Annotated in this window: 11 protein-coding genes, 2 rRNA genes and 2 pseudogenes; 4 read left to right on the top strand and 11 right to left on the bottom strand. The window is 67.2% G+C overall.

Annotated elements, in window-relative coordinates:
* Both LY13_RS12485 and rrf read left to right on the top strand, forming a co-directional pair.
* Positions 1–113 (top strand): 23S ribosomal RNA (locus tag LY13_RS12485); the annotation flags it as partial.
* Positions 114–206: 93 nt separating this feature from the next.
* Positions 207–323 (top strand): 5S ribosomal RNA (gene rrf, locus LY13_RS12480).
* A gap of 327 nt (positions 324–650) precedes the next feature.
* Here rrf and LY13_RS12475 read toward each other — a convergent pair.
* On the bottom strand, positions 651–863 hold the full coding sequence (locus LY13_RS12475; protein ID WP_253828559.1) for a hypothetical protein: 213 nt from the start codon (positions 861–863) through the stop codon (positions 651–653).
* 276 nt (positions 864–1139) lie between these two features.
* On the opposite strand from LY13_RS12475, the gene LY13_RS12470 reads away from it, so the two are divergent.
* Together LY13_RS12470 and LY13_RS12465 are read left to right on the top strand one after the other, a co-directional pair.
* Positions 1140–2351 (top strand): sensor histidine kinase, encoded by a 1212-nt coding sequence (locus LY13_RS12470; RefSeq protein WP_253828558.1) that lies wholly within the window; start codon positions 1140–1142, stop codon positions 2349–2351.
* The gene (locus LY13_RS12465) at positions 2348–2995 is read left to right on the top strand and encodes a response regulator (protein ID WP_253828557.1); all 648 of its coding nucleotides are present in this window, start codon (positions 2348–2350) and stop codon (positions 2993–2995) included. Before LY13_RS12470 ends, LY13_RS12465 begins: the two co-directional genes overlap by 4 nt.
* Positions 2996–3229: 234 nt before the next feature.
* Here LY13_RS12465 and LY13_RS12460 read toward each other — a convergent pair whose 3' ends face one another.
* From LY13_RS12460 to LY13_RS12420, 10 genes and pseudogenes are all read right to left on the bottom strand, one after another.
* Positions 3230–4039 carry an ABC transporter permease gene (locus LY13_RS12460; protein ID WP_253828556.1) on the bottom strand — a complete coding sequence of 270 codons (810 nt, stop codon included), beginning with the start codon at positions 4037–4039 and terminating at the stop codon, positions 3230–3232.
* Entirely contained in the window at positions 4036–4998 is a 963-nt protein-coding gene (locus tag LY13_RS12455) for an ATP-binding cassette domain-containing protein (protein WP_253828555.1), read from the bottom strand. Before LY13_RS12455 ends, LY13_RS12460 begins: the two co-directional genes overlap by 4 nt.
* The gene (locus LY13_RS12450) at positions 4998–5621 is read right to left on the bottom strand and encodes a hypothetical protein (protein WP_253828554.1); all 624 of its coding nucleotides are present in this window, start codon (positions 5619–5621) and stop codon (positions 4998–5000) included. The genes LY13_RS12455 and LY13_RS12450 overlap by 1 nt, the downstream gene beginning before the upstream one ends.
* Positions 5618–6436: an enoyl-ACP reductase FabI gene (gene fabI / locus LY13_RS12445; protein WP_253828553.1), complete on the bottom strand. Its 819-nt coding sequence runs from the start codon at positions 6434–6436 to the stop codon at positions 5618–5620. The genes LY13_RS12450 and fabI overlap by 4 nt, the downstream gene beginning before the upstream one ends.
* A gap of 5 nt (positions 6437–6441) precedes the next feature.
* Complete coding sequence (locus LY13_RS12440; protein ID WP_253828552.1) at positions 6442–7428, bottom strand: TauD/TfdA family dioxygenase; 987 nt, start codon at positions 7426–7428, stop codon at positions 6442–6444.
* A 47-nt stretch (positions 7429–7475) separates the two neighbouring features.
* The gene (locus tag LY13_RS12435) at positions 7476–8252 is read right to left on the bottom strand and encodes a thioesterase II family protein (RefSeq protein ID WP_253828551.1); all 777 of its coding nucleotides are present in this window, start codon (positions 8250–8252) and stop codon (positions 7476–7478) included.
* Positions 8245–8460, bottom strand: a complete 216-nt coding sequence (locus LY13_RS12430; RefSeq protein WP_308216321.1) for an MbtH family protein — start codon at positions 8458–8460, stop codon at positions 8245–8247. Before LY13_RS12430 ends, LY13_RS12435 begins: the two co-directional genes overlap by 8 nt.
* Positions 8461–8473: 13 nt before the next feature.
* Positions 8474–12382 (bottom strand): non-ribosomal peptide synthetase, encoded by a 3909-nt coding sequence (locus tag LY13_RS12425; RefSeq protein WP_253828549.1) that lies wholly within the window; start codon positions 12380–12382, stop codon positions 8474–8476.
* Positions 12383–12390: 8 nt separating this feature from the next.
* Positions 12391–13818: pseudogene (locus LY13_RS26175) on the bottom strand (condensation domain-containing protein); the annotation flags it as partial.
* 132 nt (positions 13819–13950) lie between these two features.
* A pseudogene (locus tag LY13_RS12420) lies at positions 13951–23382 on the bottom strand (non-ribosomal peptide synthetase); the annotation flags it as partial.

Genomic DNA, 23382 nt, shown 5'->3' with positions numbered 1-23382 from the left:
ACCCCGTTGTGGGTTAAGGCCCCCAGTAGATGACTGGGTTGATAGGCCAGACATGGAAGCGCAGTAATGTGTGTTGGAGTGGACTGGTACTAATCGGCCGAGGACTTGTCCACAACGATGCTACGCACCCACTCTACGATCCTGAAACACCACACCATCCCCACGTGGGTGTGTGGGGAGGCAGCCGGTGTGTTGTTTCGTAGTGTTTCGGTGGTGATAGCGGTAGGGGTACGCCCGGTCCCATTCCGAACCCGGAAGCTAAGCCTGCCAGCGCCGATGGTACTGCACCCGAAGGGGTGTGGGAGAGTAGGACACCGCCGAACTTAACAGAAAAAATGAGACGAGCCTCCCGGCTCGAGTCCCACCACGAGGACTCGCCGGGAGGCTCGCCTCATTGCTCAACCTCATTGCTCGACCTCAGGTCGAATCGGCGTCAGGTCGAGTCGGCGCAGTGTGTGGCCGGCGTCCTCACGACAGACTCCCGCCCCCGGAAAGAAACCAAGCGCACGTCACGTAACTCCCGCGCCGAGGCTGGCGAATCCGGTCGAAGGCAGCTTGGACTCGATTCGCGGAAGGCGCGCTGTGCCGAGCGCCCGGCCGTGAGGCGGCAGTCGGCGTCGACGACGCCGGCCCACGGCCAGGTCCACCCGTCAGCCGTCTTGTTTCGGCTTAGCGAGCCCGCGGTAGACAGCTGTGATCAGTACGAAGAGGCCGGCGACCAGTGCGATGGTGACGATCACGTTCAGAACGATGCCGTAAGGCTCGATCAACGGCTGCTTGACGATGTTGCAGCCGGCGATGATGACGACGTACGCCCACCACGGGGCCCACTTGTTGTCGTTCGCTCTTGTCTCGTCGCTCATCGAGTTCCTCCTGGACAGCCGTCTTCAATGGTGTCGCGTACTCGGTCGGGCACTGCTCGGCAGCCGATCCTCGCGTCGTCGGGAAACAGGATGTCCTCAGCGAGGACGGCGAGGCTTCCGTGCGACAGCTGAAGCAGCGCGAGGTGGCGCCCGGACTACGTCGTGTCGATTTCAAGGATCGTTGATGTGGCGTCGATACGTCGTCGGGATTTGGAACGACTTTACTTCCTCCCTTCGGAGGATGTGCCCCTGCGCCCGTCGTGGTGAGGTAGCTCCGTGCAGGCTCTGGTCCGATGGTCGCCGCTCCAGCTCAAGCGGTTACCGGAGTTTCAACAGGACGCCCTCGTCGTGGCCAGTTCAGTGCTCATCGGTTTGGCGTTGTACCTGACGGGCCTGTATCCACTGGATACGCTCGACGACGCGATACCGGGCTGGATTCGGATTGCGCTGTTCGCTGCCATCTGTGCGGTGGAGTTGTTCCGTCGGCGCGCCGGCGTCGTCGCGGCGGCGATTGGCCTGGTGTTGGTCCTCGCCGATGCTGTCGTCGGTGGTCTCAACGGGGTCAGTTTGCCGATGCTGATCGTCTTTGCAGACCTGTTGTATGCGGTGAAACGCTACGGAACGTCGCGATTGAGCAACGTCATAATCGTCGTTTCGCTCGTCGTCACCTTCGGCGCTGTGCTGATCTCGCAGACGCTCGTGCCGGACTGGCAGGTGACCCTGCTGACAGCGCTGGCCGCAGTTCCGTTCATCATCGGACCGGTGTGGGTGGCCACCATTATTCGGCAGCACCAGGCGATTGCTGAAACGGAACGGACCAATGCCGCGCAGTTGGCCAAGATCGCCGAGCTCGACCGCGCGGCGGCCGTGGTCGATGAGCGTACTCGGATGGCACGCGACCTGCACGACGTGATCGCCAGTCACGTGTCGGCGATCGCTATCCAGTCAGAAGCGGCGTTGTCCGTCGACGATGCCGACATGACGCGCGCGATGCTCACCTCGGTGCGAGAGAACAGCGTCCGCGCCCTCGACGAAATGCGGGCTATGATCCGGCTGTTACGGGCCCATAGCGGCGACGCCCCGGAGACCACTGCGCCGGGTGGGTTGAGCTCGTTGCCGGACCTCATCGATTCGATCAGGGCCAGCGGTGTGAATGTCGAGGCGTATTTGCGGATCGATGGCCCGGCCCTGCCAGCGGCCGTGGACCTGACCGCGTACCGCATTGCACAGGAAGCGTTGACCAATGTCATGAAGCACGCACCCAAGGCGAGGACCCGCGTCGAGGTGTCCAGAGTGGACGACAGCCTGCGGGTTGACATCGCGAACGACCTTGCCGCGCCTACGCGGCCAGATGACCGGTCTGACGGGAACGGGCTTCTGAACATGAGGGAACGTGCTGTGGCGCTCGGTGGCACACTGTCGGCGGGAGCTGGCCAAGACAGATGGGTCGTGCAGGCGGACTTGCCGATCACGGGGGTTGCAGGATGACGATCAGAGTCCTTGTCGGGGACGACCACGCCGCCGTACGCACGGGACTCGTCGTGATTCTCAACAGTGCCCCTGACATCGAGGTGGTAGCCGAGGCCGCAGACGGTGCCGCGGTCATCAGTGAAGCCAGGATCCACCGACCGGACGTCGCTCTGATGGACGTCCGGATGCCCGTGGTCAACGGAATCACCGCGACCAAGACCTTGGTGAGCGAGTCGATCTGCGACGTCCTGGTGCTGACCGCTTTCGACGTCGATGAGTACGTCTACGGGGTGCTTCAGGCGGGCGCGGCCGGGTTCCTCCTGAAGTCGGCCGAGTCGCACCGGCTCATCGAAGCTGTTCGACTCGTCGCCGCCGGCGAGGGCGTGCTCGCTCCCCAGATCACGCGGAAGCTCATCACGGCGTTCGCGTTATCCGACGGAGCCCGTGCTCACAAACCCGAGGTAAGCCTGGACGATTTGACCGAACGGGAGCGCCAGGTGCTCGTTTGCGTCGGGCAAGGGCTTTCCAATGCTCAGATCGCGGCGAAACTCTTCATCGGTGAGACGACGGTCAAAACCCATGTCTCCAAGTTGTTCACGAAGTTGGATCTGCGTTCGCGAGTGCAGGCGGCCATTCTGGCCCAGGAACTGGGCGTGGTGTGAGCGTCGGAGTTTGTTGGGACGTCGGCCGCACGGGCCGCGGCTTCGGCCCGTGCGGCCGGTTCGCTGCACCGGCCGCACCCGTGGTCGTGACGTCGACCGACGTCACGACCACGGGTGCGGCTCATGTGTCGGAACCGGCCTGCAGGGGCCGTGCCGCGGAAGGTGCGACGAGTTTCCGGCCTCCGCGTCGCCGAGGCCGACTTGCCGTCACCGGGGCACACTGGCGAACACGCGTCACTGGCGGGCGGTCGCGCGGCGGTACATGCGGATACTCAACGGAACGAAGACCGCGATGATCACGATCGAACTGAGCAACGAGTACTCCAGCGCATGCGCCACCGGCCAACTCTCGGACCCGAGGGTGGTCGTGCCCGGCGCAGGGGGGTTACCCCACAGGGACCGTATCGCGTTCATCACGGCGGTGATCGGGTTCCACTCCGCGACGAACTGAAGCGGGCCGGGTAGTGAGTCCAACGGCACGAACCCGGAAGAGATGAAAGTGAGCGGGGTGAGCCAGATCAGCCCAGCGCTCTGTGCGACCTCGGGGCTGCGCACCACCAAGCCGATCAGCGCGCCGATCCAGCACATAGCGAATGCGAACATGAGCAGCAGGAGATAGGCCAATATCGCGTCGAGGAAACTGCCTCGGATCTGCCAGCCGATGAGCAGCCCGCATATCGACATGACGGTCAACGCGACCACGGTCACGGCCAGGTCGGACAAGGTCCGGCCCACCATCACGGCGACCCGCGATATGGGCAGGGTGCGTAGTCGATCGATCACGCCCTTGCCGAGATCGGTGGACAATCCGACGACGGTGAACGCCGAGTTGAACGCCAGAGCCTGCACGATGATGCCGGGTACGAGGAACTCACGGTACTGGCCTCCGCCGAGCGCGCCGCCGAAGATGAACCCGAACAACAGGACGAACATGATGGGCTGTACGACGGCAGCGAACAGCCAATCCATACTGCGGCGAACCCCGAGCAGGTTCCGCCAGGCGATCACGTAGCCTTCGTTGACCGCTTTGGCCAGTGTTTTCATGCCGACGGCCCTTCCGTCTGTGCCGACTCGGTCAACTCGAGGAACACGTCGTCCAGGGTCGGCCGGCGAAGCGACAGATCGAGTACCGGAATGTCGCGTTCCTCGAGCAGTTTGAGCAGTGCCGATACATCCGCGCGGCGGTCACGTACCGATACCCGTGCCCGACACAGGTGGGTCTCCACCACGGGCCTGCCGTCCCCGATCAGTGTCATCGCGTCCTTCAGGTCGTCGAGATGTTCGATGTCGGCGGATACCTCGAGACACTCCTGGCCCGCTCTCGACTTCAGCTCGTCGGAGGTGCCACGTTCCACGACGCGGCCCTGGTTGAGGACGACGATCGAGTCGGCGAGTTGGTCGGCCTCCTCGAGGTACTGGGTGGTGAGGAGCACTGCGGCACCGTCGGACACGAGGTCACGCACGAGTGACCACGTGTCCATTCTGGACCGTGGGTCGAGCCCGGTGGTGGGTTCGTCGAGGACGACTACACGCGGCCGGGCGACAAGTGCGCCTGCCAGGTCCAGTCGTCGCGTCATGCCGCCCGAGTAGGTCTTGACCGCGCGTTCTGCGACGTCGCTGAGCCGGAACTGGTCGAGTAGTTCCCGAGCTCGTGCCGCCGCACCCGAACGACCCAGTCCGTAGAGCCTGCCGACCATCCACAGGTTTTCGAACCCGGTCAGGTTGACGTCGACGGCGGCGTACTGGCCCGAGACTCCGATGTGTTGCCGTACCTGGGCGGATTCGGTGACGACGTCGTGTCCCAGCACGCTCGCGTGTCCGGCGTCCGGCTGCAGCAATGTGGTCAGGATTCGCACCAGCGTCGTCTTGCCGGCTCCGTTGGGACCGAGTAGGCCGAGTACGGTCCCGGTCGGAATGGAGAGGTCGACGTGCTCCAGTGCGCGGTGCCCGCTGAAGGACTTGGCGACTCCCGCCATGTCCACTGCGGGCTCGGCCGCTGTCATCAGGTTCCCGATCCTTTCTCATCGATGTCGAGGGGCTCCTTTGCCGAAAACACGCTTACCCGGACGGGACCGAACAGCAGCCACGCGACGGTGATCACGGCCAACTGGATCTGAAAGTTCCAGAGTGCGAGTGCGGTGGATTGGGGACCGGCAAGAAGGAACAGTACGAGCGTCAGCGCAGCGGAAAGCACCATCGCCAGTGCACACCGGCCCCACAAAGCCCATTCGTAGCGGATCTTTTCGGGGCCGTGCCGGGGAGGCTTCGGTGGCGGCGGACCGTCGGCGTACCGATGGGCGAACCTCGCGTCCATCCTGCGCACCAGGTCTGGTCCGAACGCGACACTGACCCCCAGGTACGCCGCGGCCAGGCTGTGCGCCAGACCGGGACTGCCACCCGTGTGGAGATCGATCGCGGAGAACGCGACCAGCGCGAGGTCGACGACAGGCACGGCGGCGAGTAGGAATCCGCCGAGCCGTGGCCTGCGCAGCGGGTAACGCGCCACCAAACCTGCGAGGAGGACCACCCAGAAGCCAATCTCGCAGGTGAGGATGGCGACCAATAATGCATTGTTCTGGCCGGGCGACTCCGCCGCTGCCGTCATCATGATCCTCGTTTCGTTCAATGTGCGCAGTGTCCGGGACCCGCCTGGGCGCGGGGCGGCCCTCCTACGATGTGCGCGCCGCCGTCCACGTGCACGATTTCGCCCGTTGTCGCGGGAAACCAGTCGGACAACAATGCGATGCACGCCCGAGCGACCGGGTCGAAGTCCTCGTCATCCCAGCCGAGTGGGGCTTTGTCGTCCCACCACCGGGCCAGGGCTCGGGCCCCGCCGTTGCCCTGAGCACTGATGGACCGCGCGGCCGTCGTGTAGAGGGGGCCAGCGGCGACCAGATTGACCCGGATCTTGCCGGGCCCCAGGTAATCAGCCAAGTAGCGAGCGCACGATTCGAGCCCTGCTTTCGCCACACCCATCCAGTCGTACTCGTCCCATGTCTGGCGTGAGTCGAAATCGAGACCGACCACGGACGATCCCGGGCTGAGCAGGGGCAGGCTGGCTCGGGTGAGGGCCTGCAACGAGTAGGTCGATACGTGAAGTGCCTGGGAGGCCGCCTGCCACCGCGTGGTGAGGAAGTTGCCGCCCATCGCGTCCGCGGGCGCGTAGCCGATGGAGTGCACCACGCCGTCGATCCGATCGGCGTGCTCCGCGATCCGAGCGGTCAGGGAATCGAGATGTTCCTCGTTCGTGACATCGAGCTCCACCACAGGTGCGGGTCGTGGTAGTCGGTCAGAGATCCGTTCGACCAACCGCACTCGGTCGAACGCGGTCAGGATGACCTCGGCGCCCTGCTCCTGCGCGGTTCTGGCCACATGGTAAGCGATCGAAGACTGCGTGATCACTCCGGTGACCAGGATCTTCTTTCCCTTCAGCAGATCCATGTTCCTCAGGTCCCCATGACGTAGCCGTCGCCGGGGCGGTTACCGCGCGAATCGCGCAGGTTCGCGAGCACGTACGTGCGCTGGAGCCAGCGGTCCCGGCCGTCGTACCGAGGGGTGAACGCGGAGCGGCCGTGGACGGTCACGTGATTGTCCACGATGGCGAGTTCGCCGGCGCGCATCCGGATCGCGTTGAACGAGCTCTGGAAGAGGTCGTTCAGTTCCTTCGTGGCCTCCACACCCGCTTCAGTCAGGGGAGTGGTGGCAGCCTCGTCGTAGCACAGGTTCGGGTCGTCCGGGTCGCCGGTCAGCACGGCGTGGGAAGTGGCGTCGTGGTTACCGCTCTGCAGGTCCGAGAACGACGGTGGGGGATCGGTGCGGAACTGAGGGGTCAGTAGGTTCGTCTTAGCCTCTTCGGAGAGCTTCGGAATCACCTGCCGGGTACAGCAGGTACGCAGCTCGGCAATGCCTTCGTGGTCCGGCCGTACGCACAGCAGCATCACGAAGTCGGGCCTGTGCGGGTGGAATGCGTTCTCGATGTGGTATGTCAGGTGAACCGAACCGGAGTTGGCTTGGAGGTTCTCCTGACCGGGCACCGGGACGACGTTCTGGACGAGCGCGCCCGTCTTCTCCGGCCGGTAGGCACCCGGGTCACCGAGCCCGTGGGCGATGAGCATGAGCACGGACGCAGACACGGTGGCCTTGCGTTCGACCGAGCCGGCCACGGACGGGGTGTCGCCGACGTCGTCCGCCACGGGAAGTCCGCGTACCAACAGGGTTCCGGCCTGACCGGAGTGGCGGCGGAATTCACGCAGTGCTCGGCGGAGGCCAGCCGGAGCGTCTTCCCACGCGTCCCGTACGGCTGCGATCCATCTCTCGTCGTCCACCCGTGCGTCCTCATCGCCGGGTAGCGCACGGGCCAGTTCCGCCAGTTGCGTCCGTTCACCGGGGTCCAGAGTGGCGATTCGCAGTGGACCGTCGTCGGACAGGTTCATGGGTTTCTCCTTCGCGGTGTAGAAAAATCGCGTGCCCGCCGGTTCACTCAGGCCTGCTGCTGCGTGCTGAGGGAACCGACGAAAGAACCGAGAACGGACAGCACCTCGTCCGGATCTCGTAGATAGAAGTGATCGCCGGCGAACACCTGGTGGTGTCGCAACGCGCCGGTTGCGGTGACCTCGGACCACGCGGCCGCACCCGTTTCGTCGACGTCGGCGTCGTCGGCCCCGCGGAAAACCGTCAGTGGCGTTCGTAGCGGCTCCGGGGCGGCCGGATGGTAGGTCTCGATCAGTTCGTAGTCACCGCGCACCATGGGCAGGAGCAGTTCCAGCAACTCCGGACTCTCCAATACCGCGCTGTCGGTCGCCGCCTCTCTGCGGAGTTCGTCGAGCAGTTCCGCATCACTTGCGGAATGGATGCTTCTGCGTTCACGTCGATGTGGTGCGGACGAGCCCGAGGCGACGAGCAGCGCCGGATCCCGGCCGGCTCGTTCGGCGCGCAGCGCGACCTCGTACATCAAGCAGGCGCCCATGCTGTGGCCGAACAACACCACGGGCCGCTCGAACAATGGTGCGATGGCCTCGGACACCGCGTCGGCGAGCACGGACATGGACCGGATCGGTGTCTCGATCAACCGGTCCTCCCTGCCCGGGTACTGCACGACGTGTACCTCGATCTCAGGAACAGCGAGGCTGCCCCATCGCCGGTAGTAGCTCGCGGAACCACCGGCGTGAGGTAGACACACGAGGTTGATCTCGGCATCGGGCCTGCGTGTGTGGGTCCGGATCCAGGTGTTCGTAGCGGAGCCCGGCGAATCAGTCATCGTTGCTCATCGCGTCGATCAGGCTCTTCGGCCGCATGTCGGTCCAGTTCTGCTCGACGTACTCGAGGCACGCGTCGCGGGTGCTTTCGCCGAACACGACCTGCCAACCGGCGGGCACCTCGGCGAAGGCGGGCCACATCGAGTGCTGGCCTTCGTCGTTGACGAGAACGAAGTACGAACCGGCCGGGTCTTCGAACGGGTTGGTCACTGTCATTCACTCCCTAATCGTTGTTGTGCGGTGTAGTGAGGTGGTCGTTGAGGACGGTGGCGATGGTGGTGAGCGCATCGCCGCTGAGGAGGTCGTCGTGGGCGCAATCCAGCTCGTGAACGTCGATTCGGCCGCTGACGTGGTCCCGCCAGTTCTCGGGCCGCCCAACCTCATCGGTTGCGTGGTGAAGCGCCCTGAAGAACAGCAGATCCCCGTGGAACCGTCGGGGTCGGAAACTCGCGATCGCTGCGGTGTTGGCGAGATAGCTGCGCAGCACCCGATCTGCGATCTCGTCGGTCATCCAGTCCGGATCCCCCAGCTCGCCGCGGACCACGCGGTACAGGGTGCTCCGTCCCTCAGCGGTGTCGAGGTCGGCGTAGGTGAGCCCCGTGTCGGCGAACGCGTCGGTGAACACCTCAGCGAGATCGCGCCACCGCGGGGACGTCGGGGGGTAGGCGTCCAGTATGACCAGCAGCTCGACGGTCTCACCCTGCTCTTGCAACTGGACGGCCGTCTCGTGCGCGATGTGCCCGCCCGCTGACCAGCCGACCAGCCGGTGTGGGCCCCGGGAGGAGACCTCGCGGATCTCCTTGGCGAACCGGGCGGCCTTGTCGGGGATCGACGCCTGCAGCAGCGCGGGTTCCGACAGACCCGGTTCCTGCAGCCCGTAGACGGGGACGTCGTTGTCGATCGTGCCGAGCAGTCCCGCGTAGGCCCAGCTCAACCCGCCCGCAGGTGCGATGCAGAACAACGGTGCCGCGTCGCCCGCGGTGCGTACGGGCAGTATCGGATTCAACGCGTGGCCGTCACCGCTGTCGTGACCGTCGATGCGCCGGCCGAGCGCTGCCGGAGTCGGTGCTTCGAACACGGTGCGCGCGGACAACTCGGTCCCCAGAAGCGACCGGATCCTGTTGACCAGCCTGGGGGCGAGCAGCGAATGCCCACCGAGGGCGAAGAAGCTGTCCTCGACCCCGACCGTGTCCCGGCCGAGAACGTCGGCCATCGCCTGGCACAACGTCCGTTCGGTGACGGTGCGCGCGGCGCGCCCCCCGGCGGACTCCACGGCCGGGGCGGGCAGCGACGTGTGGTCGAGTTTGCCGTTGGGGGTCAGCGGGAGTGCGTCGAGGGTGATGAAGGCGGTGGGGACCATGTAGCGGGGCAGGTGTGCCTCGGCGTACTCGGTCAGCTCGTCGGGATCGAGCGTGGCGCCGGGTTCGGCGACGAGATAGGTCGTGAGCTGTGGGTGGTCGGGTCGGTCCGTGCGGACGAGGGCGATGGCGTGCTGGACGTGGGGGTGGCGGGTGAGGGCGGTCTCGATCTCGCCGAGTTCGATGCGTTGCCCGCGGATCTTCGTTTGGCGATCGGTACGGCCCTGATAGGTGAGAGTGCCGTCGTGGTTCCAGCGGCCGAGATCGCCGGTGCGGTACATGCGGGTGCCCGGGGCGCCATGGGGGTTGGCGACGAATCGTTCCGCCGACAGACCGGGCCGGGTGAGGTAGCCGCGGGCCAATTGCACTCCGGCGAGGTAGATCTCGCCGGTGACACCGGGCGGGACAGGTGATAGCCGGGCATCGAGTACGTAGGTCTGGGTGTTCCAGATGGGCCGGCCGATGGGGACGTGAGTGTGGTCGGGTCTGGCGGTCCAGGCGGTGACGTCGATGGAGGCTTCCGTGGGGCCGTAGAGGTTGTGGAGCGGGGCCCCGAGGATGGACAGCGCCTTGTTCATGGTCGCGGGCGGGAGTGCTTCGCCGCTGCAGACGACGTGGCGCAGTGTGGTGGCGCAGTGGGGTGCTGCAGGGTGGGCGAGGAGGGTGTCGAGCATGGAGGGGACGAAGTGGACGGTGGTCACCTCGTGAGCGGTGATCGCGTGGATGAGGTAGGTCGGGTCGGTGTGGCCGTCGGGTTCGGCGACCACGATGGCGGCGCCGGTGGTCAGGGGCCAGAAGAACTCCCAGACGGAGACATCGAATCCGTAGGGAGTTTTCTGCAGGACTCGGTCGTCCTCGGTGAGCCCGTATTCGGCTTGCATCCAGTGGAGACGGTTCGCGATACCCCGGTGGGGAACTGCGACGCCTTTGGGAGTGCCGGTGGAGCCCGAGGTGTATATGACGTAGGCCAGGTTGTCCGGGCCCGGCGCGCCGCCCCTGTGGGGCGCCCCCGAAGGCGGCGGTTCGGCCGGCAGGGCGTCGAGTGGCAGGGTGTCGACGTCGCCGGGTAGCCGATCGGCGAGTGTGGCGGTGGTGACGACACAGCACGTGTCGGCGTCGCGCAGCATCAATGCGAGCCGCCCATCGGGCAGATGTGTTTCCAACGGGAGATAGGCAGCGCCGGATCTGAGCACGGCGAGCAGGGTTACGACCAGGTCGGTGGACCGGGGAAGGAGAACGCCCACCACCCGGTCGGGTCCGGCACCGGCGGCCCGTAGATGTGCGGCCAGGCTGTCCGCCCGGGCATACAGCTCGGCATAGGACAGTTGCCGCTCGCCCTCGATCACCGCCACCGCACCCGCACTGCGTCGCGCCTGGCGATCCAGCAGCTCGGTGAGTGTGTCCGGGCCGGGCAAGGGATGCGTCGTGTCATTCCATGTCCCCAGCACCGACTCCCGCTCGGCCGCATCGATCAATTCGAGGCGCTCACACGAGGTCGCGGGATCCCGGGCAATGGTGACGAGAACGCGTTTCAGCCAGCGGCCCAAGCGGGCCACCAGCGACTCGTCGAGGACATCGGCCCGATAGTTGAGGTGGAGGGTCAATTCGTGACCGGGCACGCCGATCACTGTCAACGGGTAGTGCGTGGCGTCGCGTACGTCGAGGTCGGTCACGACCAGCCCGTCGGCGAGCACCGTATCGGTGACGTCGGTCGGGAAGTTCTCGAACACCAACGCTGTGTCGAACAGGCTGGTGTGCCCGGTCCTGCGGTGCAGTTCGGCCAAGCTGATGTGCTGGTAGGGCAGCAGTTCGGACTGGCTCCGCTGTACGGCGGTGAGTACGTCGGCGAACGTGTCCCCCGACGAGCTGCGCACACGCACCGGCAGCGTGTTGATGAACAGGCCGACCATGCGGTCCACGCCGCGCAGCTCCGCAGGCCGCCCTGACACGGTACCGCCGAAGACCACGTCGGTGCGTCCGAGTTGCCTGCCGAGCACGGTTCCCCACGCCACCTGGGCCAGCGTGTTCAGCGTCCAGCCGCCTGTCTTGGCGACCTCGGTCAACGCCGTTGTCAGCTCGCGAGACAGCCGCACCGTGACGGTTCGGGGTGCGTGCTGCGTCGTCGGTGGCTCCGCGGGCGCGAGCAGCGTGGGCTCGACACCTGCCCCGTCGGTGAGCAGGCTGTTCCAGGCGGTGTACGCGGGTGCCGGGTCCTGCTGGGACAGCCAGGACAGGTACTCGCGGTACGGCGTGAGACGGGGCAGTCGTGCTTCGTCACCCTCGACCTCGTAGAGATGGAACAGCTCTTCTACGAGGATCGGTATGGACCAGCCGTCGAGCAGAATGTGGTGCAGGGTCATCGCAAGTCGGAACCGCTTGCCGGGAAGCGCGAACAGTGTCACCCGCACGAGCACGTCAGAGTCCAGGGCGAACCGCCGTGAGCGCTCCGCGTCGTATCGACGGGTGAATTCCGCCTCGGCATCGGCTGCGTCCCGGTCCGAGAGGTCCACGGTGTGCCACGGCAGGTCGACGTCACGTCGCACCACCTGGAGTGGTTCGTCCACCCCCTCGTCGACGAACACCACGCGGAGGTTGGCGTGGCGCTGCAGCAGCGCCGTGGCTGCTGTGTGAAGCCGGTCCTCGTCCAGGTCGCCGTGCATCTCGACGACGAGTTGCACGAGGTAGAAGTCGTGCCCCTCGGTGTCGTAGCCGGCGTGGAAGAGCAGCCCTTGTTGTAGCGGGGTGAGCGGCAGGATGTCCTCGATCGGGCTCATCCGGTGATGCCTCCGAGTTTTCCTTCGAGAGCTTCGATCTGCTGTTGTGACAGCGACACCAGGGACACATCGGACGAGGTGAGTCCGCCCGCATCCCCGTGAGCGGTGTGTTCGACGAACGCAGTCAGCGCTTCACACCACAGTTCGCCCAGTTCGCCGACACCCTCACCGGTCAGCACGGCATCCGGCCAGGCAAGGTTCAGCCGCAGGTGCGGTCCGTCAGGCCGGTCCTCGGTGATCGCGTTGATCTCCAGTGAGTGTGCGAACGGAAGGTCGCCGTCGCCGGCCTCGGTGCCGTTGCGCGGGTCGTCGACCGGCGTGAAGTACCCGTTCGCTGCCTCGCCGTCACTGGCTCCGGTGGCCATCCGCCCGAGGTAGTTGAACCCGATCCGTGGCGCTTCGACCGCGTTGAGTTTCCCGCGCGACTCCGGGTTCAGATAGCGCAGAAGGCCGAATCCGACGCCGTGGTCGGGCACGGAGCGCAGTGTCTCCTTGACGCGCTTGAGCTGTCGGCCGAGTTCAGGTCCCGCTGCGCGCACCTGCTCCCAGCTCGAGATGTCCAGGTCGAGCCGAACGGGATAGAGGCTGGTGAACCAGCCCACGGTGCGGGACAGGTCCAGGTCGGGGCCGAACACCTCCTCGGAGCGTCCGTGCCCCTCCACGTCGACCAGTAGGGACCCCGAGTCACCCCCTCTGCGGCGGAGCCATTCGCGGACCGCGAGGCCGAGACCGGTCAACAACACGTCGGTGATCCCCGCCCGGAAGGCCGACGGAACGCTCGTGAGCAACGGTTCGGTGTGCTCGGGGCCGAGCTCGACCAGCAGGTCCCGGGCGGTGGCCAACGTGTCCCGCTCCGGGGAGAGGGACACGGAGCCGAGCACCGGCTGTGGGGTGTCCGCGACATCCAGCCAGAACGGCAGTTGCTCGACGAACCGTGGCCCGGTCGCGGCCTCGGCGAGGATGTTCGCCCAGCGGCGTAGTGAGGTCCGGACGGTCGGCAGCACCGGCTCGTCCCCTCGCTGCACCGCAGCGTGGGCGGCCGCCAGGTCAGGCAGCAGGATCCGCCAGGAAACTCCGTCGACCACGAGGTGATGCGCCATCACCAGCAGCCGGCCGGGACGATTCGTGCCCGCGTCGAACCACACGAAACGCAGCATCCGGCCCGCATCGGGGTCGAGACTCCGGCGGACGAGGCCGTCCTGCTCGGTGACGATGTCCGCCAATTGCGCCTCATCCACACCGCGGATATCCACAGTAGACACAAGGGAGTGCGCCGGCACACTTCCGGTGGGCCGTACGCGCAGCGTCCACTCGCCGGTGTGCTCGTCCCGATGCAGCACCAGGCGCAACGCGTCGTGGTGGTCCACTACCGCGTCCACCGCCGCCAACAACTGCTCCTCGGTGAGGCCGGGCGGGGTGGCCGTGACGTACGACTGATTGAAACTCTCGATCGGCGCTCCGGCAGCCTGCAGCCAGGCCATGATCGGGGTGAGCGGTACCTGTCCTATCCCGTCATCGGCCGGCGTGGTGTGGGACTCGGAGAGCGGGCGGGCGATGTCGGCGAGTCCGCGCACGGTGCGGTGCTCGAACACGTCCCGAGGCCCGAACTCCAGACCCGCCGCCCTGGCCCGGCTGACCAGCTGGATGGAGATGATGCTGTCGCCGCCGAGGTCGAAGAAGTCATCGGTGACACCTACGTGATCGATCCGCAGCACGCTCGCGAACACCTCGGAGAGGACCTGCTCGGCGGTGGTCCGCGCGTGCCCACCGGTGCCCACCTCGCGCTCGGGAGCCGGAAGCGCCGGCCGGTCGAGTTTGCCGCTGGGAGTCGTCGGGATCTGGGACATCCCGACGAACGCTGTGGGCACCATGTACCCCGGGATCTTTGCGGCCAGCGCGGTGCGGAGCGCGGCGACGTCGTCTGCCGCTGTGGCCGGGGTGACATAGGCGACCAGACGCTTCTCGCCGGGACCGTCCTCACGCAGGATGACGGTGGCCTGCTCGACGCCGGATTGTTCGGCCAGTGCCGTTTCGATCTCGCCGAGTTCGATGCGGAAGCCGCGGAGTTTGATCTGCGAGTCGGTGCGGCCGACATACTCGAGCTGTCCGTCGGTGGTCCACCGGACGACGTCCCCCGTGCGGTAGAGCCGCCCGCCGTGCTCGCCGAACGGGTCGGCCACGAACCGTGAGGCAGTGAGTCCGGGCTGGTTGAGATAGCCGCGGGCGAGTCCGTCGCCGGCGAGGTAGAGCTCCCCGGGAACGCCTGGGGGTACCGGGCGTAGCCGTTCGTCGAGCACGTAGGCGCGGGTGCCGTCCATGGGTGTTCCGATCGGCAGTGGCCGCCGAATGCTGTCGGTGGGGCGCAGATACCACCTGGTCGCGTACGCCGTGGCCTCGGTGGGTCCGTAGACGTCGACGATGGTCAGGTCCGGACAGTGGGCGCGGAGACGCTCAGCCGCGGCGGGCGGCACGACCTCCCCACCGGTCCAGACCTCACGCAGCCCCGTCAACGCTTCCGGCGCTTCGGCCGCAACCGCCCGGAAGAGCCCGGTCGTCAAGAACAGCGACTTCAGGCCGTGCTCGGTGATCAGGCGGTTCAAGGTCGTCAGATCGAGTTCGCCGGGAGGTGCCAGCACCGCCGTGCCGCCGCCGAGTAAGGGCGCCCACATCTCGTAGGTGGAGGCGTCGAAGGCGTGCGAGGAGTTCACCAGGACCCGCTCGTGGTGACGAGCGAACGAGGAGTCGAGAACGAAAGCCACGATGTTCTCCTGGCTGACCAGGACTCCCTTGGGTGTTCCGGTGGAGCCGGAGGTGTACATCGCATAGGCCGCTTGTGCGGGCCGACAATCGATCGTGAGCGGTTCGTTGTCGAGGGGGTCGGTGGTGCGCAGCACCCGCCCCGGTACGTGCAGGCCGTCGGGTAGCGACTGCCGGTCGGTGATCAGAACGGGGGCACGGGTGTCGTCGAGTATGAAGTTGAGCCTTTCCAGCGGATAGGCGTCGTGCAGCGGCACGTACCAGGCACCGGCCTTGATCACGCCGAGCACGGCGACGAGCAAGTCGGCCGAGCGGTCCATGAGCAGCGCCACCGGAGTTTCCGGGCGCACTCCGGCGTCGACCAAGCGAGCCGCCCACCGGCCGGAGGCCTCGTCCAACTCGGCGTAGCTGAGCGTGCGGTCGTGGGCGACGATCGCTTCGGCATCGGGCCGCGACGCGACGTGCTCGGCGAACACCTCCACCATCGACCGTCCCGTCACGGCCTTCGCCGTCGTGTTCCACTCGCGCAGAATGCGGTCGTGGTCGGAACCCGACAGCAGATCGATCTCGCCGAGGGTGGCGGCAGGGTCGGCCGTGACGACGTCGAGCAGCCTGCCGAACAAGGTCAGCATCCGCTCCGCGGTGGCGGGATCGAACAGGTCGGTGGCATAGACGAGGACGCCGTCGATCCCGGCGGGGGCCCCGTCGCGTGTGAACGTTTCGGTCAACCCGAACGACAGGTCGAACTTCGCCGCCCCCACGCCGCTGTCGACCACGGAGGCGACCAGGTCAGGCAGTGCCAACTCGGGCTGCGGCGTGTTCTGCACCGTCAGCATGACCTGGCACAGCGGATGCCGGGCCAGTGACCGGTCCGGATTGAGGACCTCGACCAGCTGGTCGAACGGGAACTCCTGGTGAGCGAAGGCGGTCAGATCGTCGTGGCGGACCTGTTGCAGCAGCTCGGCGAACGACGGGTCGCCGGAGGTGTCGGTGCGCAACACGAGTGTGTTGACGAAGAACCCCACCAGATCTTCCAGCGCCGCGTCGGTGCGGCCGGCCACACCGGTACCGACGACGATGTCCGTGCCCGCGCCGAGCCGGGTCAGCAGGACGGTGAGCGCCGCGTGCAACACCATGAATACGCTGGCGTTCTCGGATCTGGCCAGCTCGAGCAACCGGGCGTGCAGCTCGGGATCCAGTTGCAGTTCCGACATGCCGGCCTGGTGACTCGCGACCGCGGGGCGGGGTCGGTCGGTGGGCAGTTCGATGGCATCGGGCAGTCCGGTGAGCCGACTACGCCAGAATTCCAGATACTCGCTGGGCGTGCCGGGTTCGTCGCTGCCGAGCAGGTCGCGCTGCCACAGCGTGTAGTCGGCGTACTGCACGGGCAGCGGCGGGTACTCGGGCTCCCGGCCGGCGATCCGGGCGGAATAGGCGATGCCCAGGTCGCGCAGCAGCGGGCCGAGCGACCAGCCGTCGGCCGCAATGTGGTGCAACACCAGCAACAGCACGTGCTCGTCGGCGTCGACCTCGAACAGCCACACCTTCAGTGGCAGCTCGGTGGCCAGGTCGAACGGGCAGGCCGACGCCCGTCGCACCGCGGCAGGCACGTCCTGTTCGGCGTGCTGCACGACCGTGGTGGACCGGGCGAGTAGCGAGGTGGCCGCTCCCGGATCCAGGACCCGTTGGTGCGCGAGTCCGTCGTGCTCGGCGAATACTGTGCGCAGGCTTTCGTGGCGGATGACCACGTCGGCCAGTGCGGCGGTCAGTGCCCGGGAGTCGAGTTCACCGGAGAGCCGCAGCGCGACCGGGATGTTGTACACGTCGCCGGCAACATCCAGCTGGTTGAGGAACCACAACCGGCGTTGGCCGGGCGAGGCCGGAACCAGTTCGGGCCGGTCTCGCTTGGTCACCGCGCCACGAGCAGCGCCGGCACCGTCGATGGCTCGAGCCAGGCCCGCCGGGCTCGGCTCGGTGAACACCGCCCGCACGGGCAGTTCCGTGTCGAGTTCGGTGCGAATGCGGCTGACGAGCCGGGTGGCCAGCAGTGAATGACCGCCCAGTTCGAAGAAGTTGTCGTCCGGACCGACCGGGCCGACACCCAGTACCTCGGCGAACACTCGGCACATCGCCTTTTCGGCGGCGGTGCGGGGCTCGGTTGGCGCGGTGTCGCCGGTCCCGCCGAAGCGAGGGGCGGGCAGGGCGCGACGATCGAGCTTTCCGTTGGCGTTGAGCGGGAACTCGTCGAGCACGGTCAGTGTGGTCGGCACCATGTGCGTAGGCAGCGACGCTGCGAGGTGGGAACGCAGTGCGCCGAGGTCCACGTCTTCGCGTCCGGGAACGACGTAGCCGGCCAGCTGCGCGTCGCCCCGAGGGTCGGTGCGGACTACGACGGCGGAACCGTCGACATCGGGGTGTCGTGACAGGGCCGCTTCGACCTCACCGAGTTCGATCCGAAAGCCACGGATCTTCACCTGGTCGTCTGCCCGACCGAGATAGGTGATATCGCCTGCGCCGGTCCACCGCACCAGGTCGCCGGTGCGGTACAGGCGTGCACCGGGCGCACCGAAAGGATCGGCCACGAAACGTTCGGCGCTCAGGCCCGGGCGGTTCACGTAGCCCCGTGCGAGCCCCTTTCCTCCGACATACAGTTCACCGGCGACTCCGGGCGGCACCGGGTTCAGTTGCTCGTCCAGCACATAGACCCGGGTGTTCGGGAGCGGCTTCCCGGTGGGGGCCGGGGCGTCCAGGGTTTCGCTGCCTGCTCCGGACCAGGCCAGGCAGTAGACGGTCGCCTCCGTGGGGCCGTAGATGTTGTCGACGGCTGCGCCGGGTATTGCGGTACGGACCTGGTTGAAGATGCGTGCGGGCAGACCTTCACCGGCCAGCACGACCCGCGCCACGTCGAGGTCCGCTCCGGCGTCGAGGACGGACGCCAGGACCGAGGGCACGCCACTGAGCAGTCCACCGGTGAAGCCGCCCCTGTCGAGCAGTGCGGGGAGGTCGTCCACCAGCTCGACCGTTCCGCCGGAGGTCAGTGGGGCGAACAGTTCGAACACCGACACGTCGAAGTTGACCGACGTCGACAGCAGCACCGACGCCAGTTCCTCCGGACAGAAGTGGCCGGCTGCCCAGGTCATGAGGTTCACGACCGATGCGTGGGAGACCGCCACTCCCTTTGGGTGGCCGGTTGAGCCGGACGTGTAGATCACGTACGCGATGCTGTCCGGATGCACCGTGACATCCGTCGGTGCCGGCCCGCAGCCACCGTTCCCGTCGGCAGGGCCGTGCTCGTCGATCAGCAGCACGGGATGGTCCGGACTCGGCAGCGTCATGGCGCTCGCGCTGTCGGACAGTACGCACACCGGGTCGGCGTCGGCGAGCATGAACGCCAGTCGCTCGGCGGGGTGGCCGGGGTCGAGCGGCAGGTAGCCGGCACCGGTCTTGAGCACCGCGAGTAGCGCGACCACCAGGTCGGGGGTACGTGGAAGGGCGACGGCGACGAGGGTTTCGGGCCCGGCACCGCGGGCGGTGAGCACGTGCGCGAGCCGGCCGGCCCGCGCATGCAGCTCCGCGTAGGTCAGGACCGTGCCGCCGTGGGCGATCGCTGCTCGGTCGGGTGTCCGGTCTGCCTGCGCGTCGAGCAGGGAGACCAACGAGCCTTCGGGAGTAGGAGCCGCCGTGTCGTTCCAGGTGCCGAGCACGAGGTCACGCTCTGCAGCGTCGAGCACGTCCACCGTTCCGATGCGCCTCGCGGGGTCGGTGAGGAGCGCGTCGAGCAACCGGACGAGCCGCCCTGTAAGCGCACGTACGGTTGCGTCGTCGAAGAGATCGCGGGCGAAGTACACGGCACCGTTGATGCCCGCAGGCCGGCCCGCGGGGTCGCTCTTCTCTTCGAGATCGAACAGAAGGTCGAATTTGGCGGCGTTGTTCTCGGTCTCCTCGATGTCGACGTCGATGCCGGGTAGGTCCAGCTCTGGTTCAGGAGTGTTCTGCAGCACCAGCATGACCTGGAACAACGGGTGCCACGCCAGGGAACGCCGGGGGTTGAGCACGTCGACCAGTTGCTCGAACGGCACGTCCTGGTGGGCGTAGGCGGCCAGGTCGGATTGGCGAACCCGCGTCAGCAACTCGGCGAAGGTGGGGTCCCCGGAGACGTCGGTGCGCAGCACGAGCGTGTTGACGAAGAATCCGACGAGATCGTCGAGCTGCTCGTCGGTGCGCCCTGCGACGGCTGTGCCGAGTGGAATGTCGGTGCCCGCGCCGTGACGGGCGAGCAGGGTCGCGATCGCGGCCTGCAGCACCATGAAGGGGCTCACGTGGTGGGTGCGGGCGACGTCGGCCAACCGCTCGTGCACGGCGGACGGGATCCGCAGCGTCGTCTCCCCCACTCGGTAGGAGGCGACCGGCGGCCGGGGCCGGTCGGTCGGCAGGGTGAGCACTTCGGGAGCACCCCGCAGCTGTTCACGCCAGAACTCCACCTGCTGTCCGGCGACACTGTCGGCGTCGTCGGGGGAACCGAGCAGCTCCCGCTGCCACAGGGCGTAGTCCGCGTACTGGATCGGTAGTGCCGGCAGTCGAGGGGCCCGTCCGGCATGCCGGTCGCGGTAGGACGACTCCAGATCACGCAGCAGCGGCGCGAGCGACCAGCCGTCGGCGGCGATGTGATGCAGCACCACCAGCAGGACGTGTTCGTCGTCGGCCAACGTCAGGATGCGTGTCCGGATCGGCAGATCCTCCGACAGATCGAACGGGCGGGCGACCTCGTCGGCGATCCGGCCGGGCAGATCGTCCTCGTCGGCCTCGACCACGCGGGTGCCGTCGGCGACCTGCAGGCTCGCCGCCTCGGCGGACCGGACGAGCTGGCACGGTTGTCCGTCGATCTCACCGAACACGGTGCGCAATGATTCGTGGCGGGCGACAACGTCGCCGAGAGCGCGGCGCAGTGCCTCCACGTCGAGATCGCCGGTGAGCCGCAATGCGAACGGCACATGGTAGGAGTCGCCGGTCTCGGCGAGCTTGTTCAGAAACCACAATCGCTGCTGCGCGAACGACGGCGGCAGCACGTCGGGGCGCGGCATCGGCCGGACCGCCGGGCGGGCACTGTGTGCCGATTCGATGCGGCGGGCAAGCCCGGCCGGGGTCGGGGACTCGAACACCCAGCGGATGGCGATCTCGGCATCCAATGTCGCGCGTAGCTTGCTGATCAGCCTGGTGGCCAGCAGCGAGTGGCCGCCGAGGTCGAAGAAGTCGTCGTCCGGGCCGACACCGTCGGCCCCGAGCACCTCCGCGAATGCCACCGCGAGGAGGCTTTCGGTCTGGGTGCGCGGCGCGCGTCGGGCTTCCGGCGTGCCGGAGCCGGATCGTGGGGCGGGCAGGGCCCGCTTGTCCAGCTTGCCGTTCCCGGTCAACGGAAGCGCATCGAGGGCGACCACCGCCGAGGGCACCATGTAGTCGGGAAGTACGGCCGAGGCGTGTGCACGCAGGGCTGTGGTGTCGACCTCGGTGTCCTCGGCGGGGACCACGTAGGCGACCAGTCGGGTGTCACCCGGAATGTCTTCCCGGGCGACCACGGCGACCTGGCCGACCTCGGTGACCGCGGCGAGCACGGACTCGATCTCGCCCAGTTCGATTCGGTAGCCGTGGATCTTCACCTGGTCGTCCACTCGGCCCGCGAACTCCAGGTCACCGCCGTCGGCCCAGCGGACCAGGTCACCTGTCCGGTACATGCGGGTGCCCTCAGGGCCGAACGGGTCGGCGACGAAGCGACCGGCCGTCAACCCGGGGCGGGCGAGATACCCACGTGCGACATTGTCACCCGCGATGTAGAGCTCACCCACGACGCCGGGCGGCACCGGCAACAGCGTCGCGTCGAGGACGTAGACCCTGGTGTTGTCGATGGGTCGGCCGATGGACAACACCCCCGGCGGGATCGACTCGCCCGGTTCGACGGCCAGCCAGGTACAGCCCACGGTGGTTTCGGTGGGCCCGTACTCGTTGATCACTCGTGCGTTCGGGTGTCGAGAGCGCCAGACGTCGAGCTGCTTGCCGGGCAGCGGTTCACCACCGAGGACGAGTTCGGTCTTCGGCGAGTAGTCGTCGCTCAGCACGTCGAGCACCGCGAGGTGACTCGGGGTGCCCTTGAGGAAGGCGAACCCGTCGCGTGCAGTGCGGCCCGCCTGATCGAGACCGTCTTCCTCCAAGGGCGCCAGATGTACGGTTCCACCGGAGATCAAGGGCGCGTACAGGCCCGTCACGGTCAGATCGAACGACACCGGTGAATGCAGCAGCACGCTCTCGGCGGTCGCGGGATAGGTCTCGGTCGCCCAGAGCAGGTAGTTGACCGCTGCCCGATGTTCGACCAGGGTGCCCTTCGGTTTCCCGGTCGAGCCCGAGGTGTAGATCACGTACGCAGCCTGCTCCGGCCGTGGTGGGCCGTGACGGTCCGAAGTGGAAAGTGGGGTGTCGGGGAACGCGGCGAGTGCGGTTCGCACGTCCGGCGAGTCCAGCAGGACCCGAGCGAGTCCCGCGGGCAGTTCTCCTGCGAGTGCGGTCGTCGTGACCAGGCACACCGGGGCTGCTTCGCGGACCATGTCGTCGAGACGGGCCGACGGCAGCGTCGGGTCCAGCGGCAGGTACGCCGCGCCGGTCTTGAGCGTCGCCAGCAGCGTGGCCACGAGTTCGGCACCACGTGGGAGCGCCACCGCTACCAGCGACTCCGTGGCCGCGCCGTGGGCGACCAGCAGCCGCGCTATGCGGTTCGCCTCCGCGTGCAGGGTGGCGTAGTCCCATTCGCGGGCGCCGTCGACGACCGCGGGTGCATCGGGGGTTCGCGTCGCCTGCTGTTCGAGCAACTCGGTGAGCGTGTGTGCGGGCCGAGGGCGGTCGGTGGCGTTCCGGTCGACCAGGAGTGTGCGCCGGGTGTCGGCGTCCAACAGGTCGAGCCGGGCGAGCGGCACGCCCGGCTCGTCGGCGATGCGGCGGACGATGGCGTGCAGCCAATCGCCGAGTCCGGTGACCGTGGCCCTGTCGACGACGTCGGATCGGTAGTCGAGGCGGAACGTGAGTTCATCACCGGGTATGCCGACCATGCTGATTGCGTAGTGGGTGGCGTCCCTGGCGTCGACGTCGGTGATCCGCACACCGCCGGACAGCTCGGGAGCACGGCTGACGTCCACGGGGAAGTTCTCGAACACCGTCGTGGTGTCGAACAATTCACCGATTCCGGTCTGGTGTTGTACTTCGGCGAGCCCGACATGCTGGTGCGCCATGAGCGCCGATTGGCGAGCCTGCACCGAGCTCAACACCGTCTCCAGCCGGTCCTCGGGCGACCACGACACCCGCACGGGCAGTGTGTTGATGAGCAGCCCCACCATCCGCTCCACGCCGGGCAGCTCGGGTGGGCGGCCGGACACCGTGCCCCCGAACAGTACGTCCCGGCGGCCGAGCCAACGCCCGAGCGCGATCCCCCAGGCGGTCTGGGCGATGGTGTTCATCGTCCAGTTGTGGGCTTTGGCCGTCGCCGACAGTCGAGCAGTCAGGTCTTCGGAAAGCGTGACCGTGACGCTGTCGGGAACGCCGAGTTCGTCACTGCGGGCACCGGCGGCCACGAGCGAAGGTTCGTCCACACCGGACAATGCCTCGCCGAAGGCCGCGAGTGCGCCGGCTGTGTCCTGTCGGCGCAGCCACGCGAGGTAGTCGCGGTAGGGGGTGAGCCTGGGCAGTACGGCGTCCTCGCCCCGGCTTTCGTACAGCGTGAACAGCTCGTCCAACAGCACCGGCATGGACCAGCCGTCGATGAGGATGTGGTGGAGCGTGAGCAGCAGCCGGTGAGAGTCGTTCGGCAGGCTCGCCAGCACGACCCGCAGCAGCGGCGCTTTACCGAGGTCGAAACGCCGGACCCGTTCCGCGTCGGCCATGGCGGCGTAGTCCGACTCGGCCGCCTCAGCGGATAGTTCACGCAGGTCGAGTTGCCGCCACGGCACCCGAAACTGTGTGCGCACCACTTGGACCGGGTTGTCGAGGCCCCGGTGTCGGAACGCCACGCGGAGGTTGGCGTGCCGCTGGACCAGCGCTTCCGCGGCGGCACGGAGCGCGTCGACGTCGACCGCACCGTGCAACTCGACCATGAACTGCACCGTGTAGACGTCCAAGGCGTCGCGGTCGTACAGCGCGTGGAAGAGAAAGCCCTCTTGGAGCGAGGTGAGCGGCAGGATGTCCTCGACGAGAGATCGCTTCTTCAT

This window comes from Prauserella aidingensis, assembly GCF_024171865.1.
Lineage (GTDB): Bacteria > Actinomycetota > Actinomycetes > Mycobacteriales > Pseudonocardiaceae > Prauserella > Prauserella aidingensis.
This window is presented reverse-complemented; position numbering and strand designations above follow the sequence as displayed.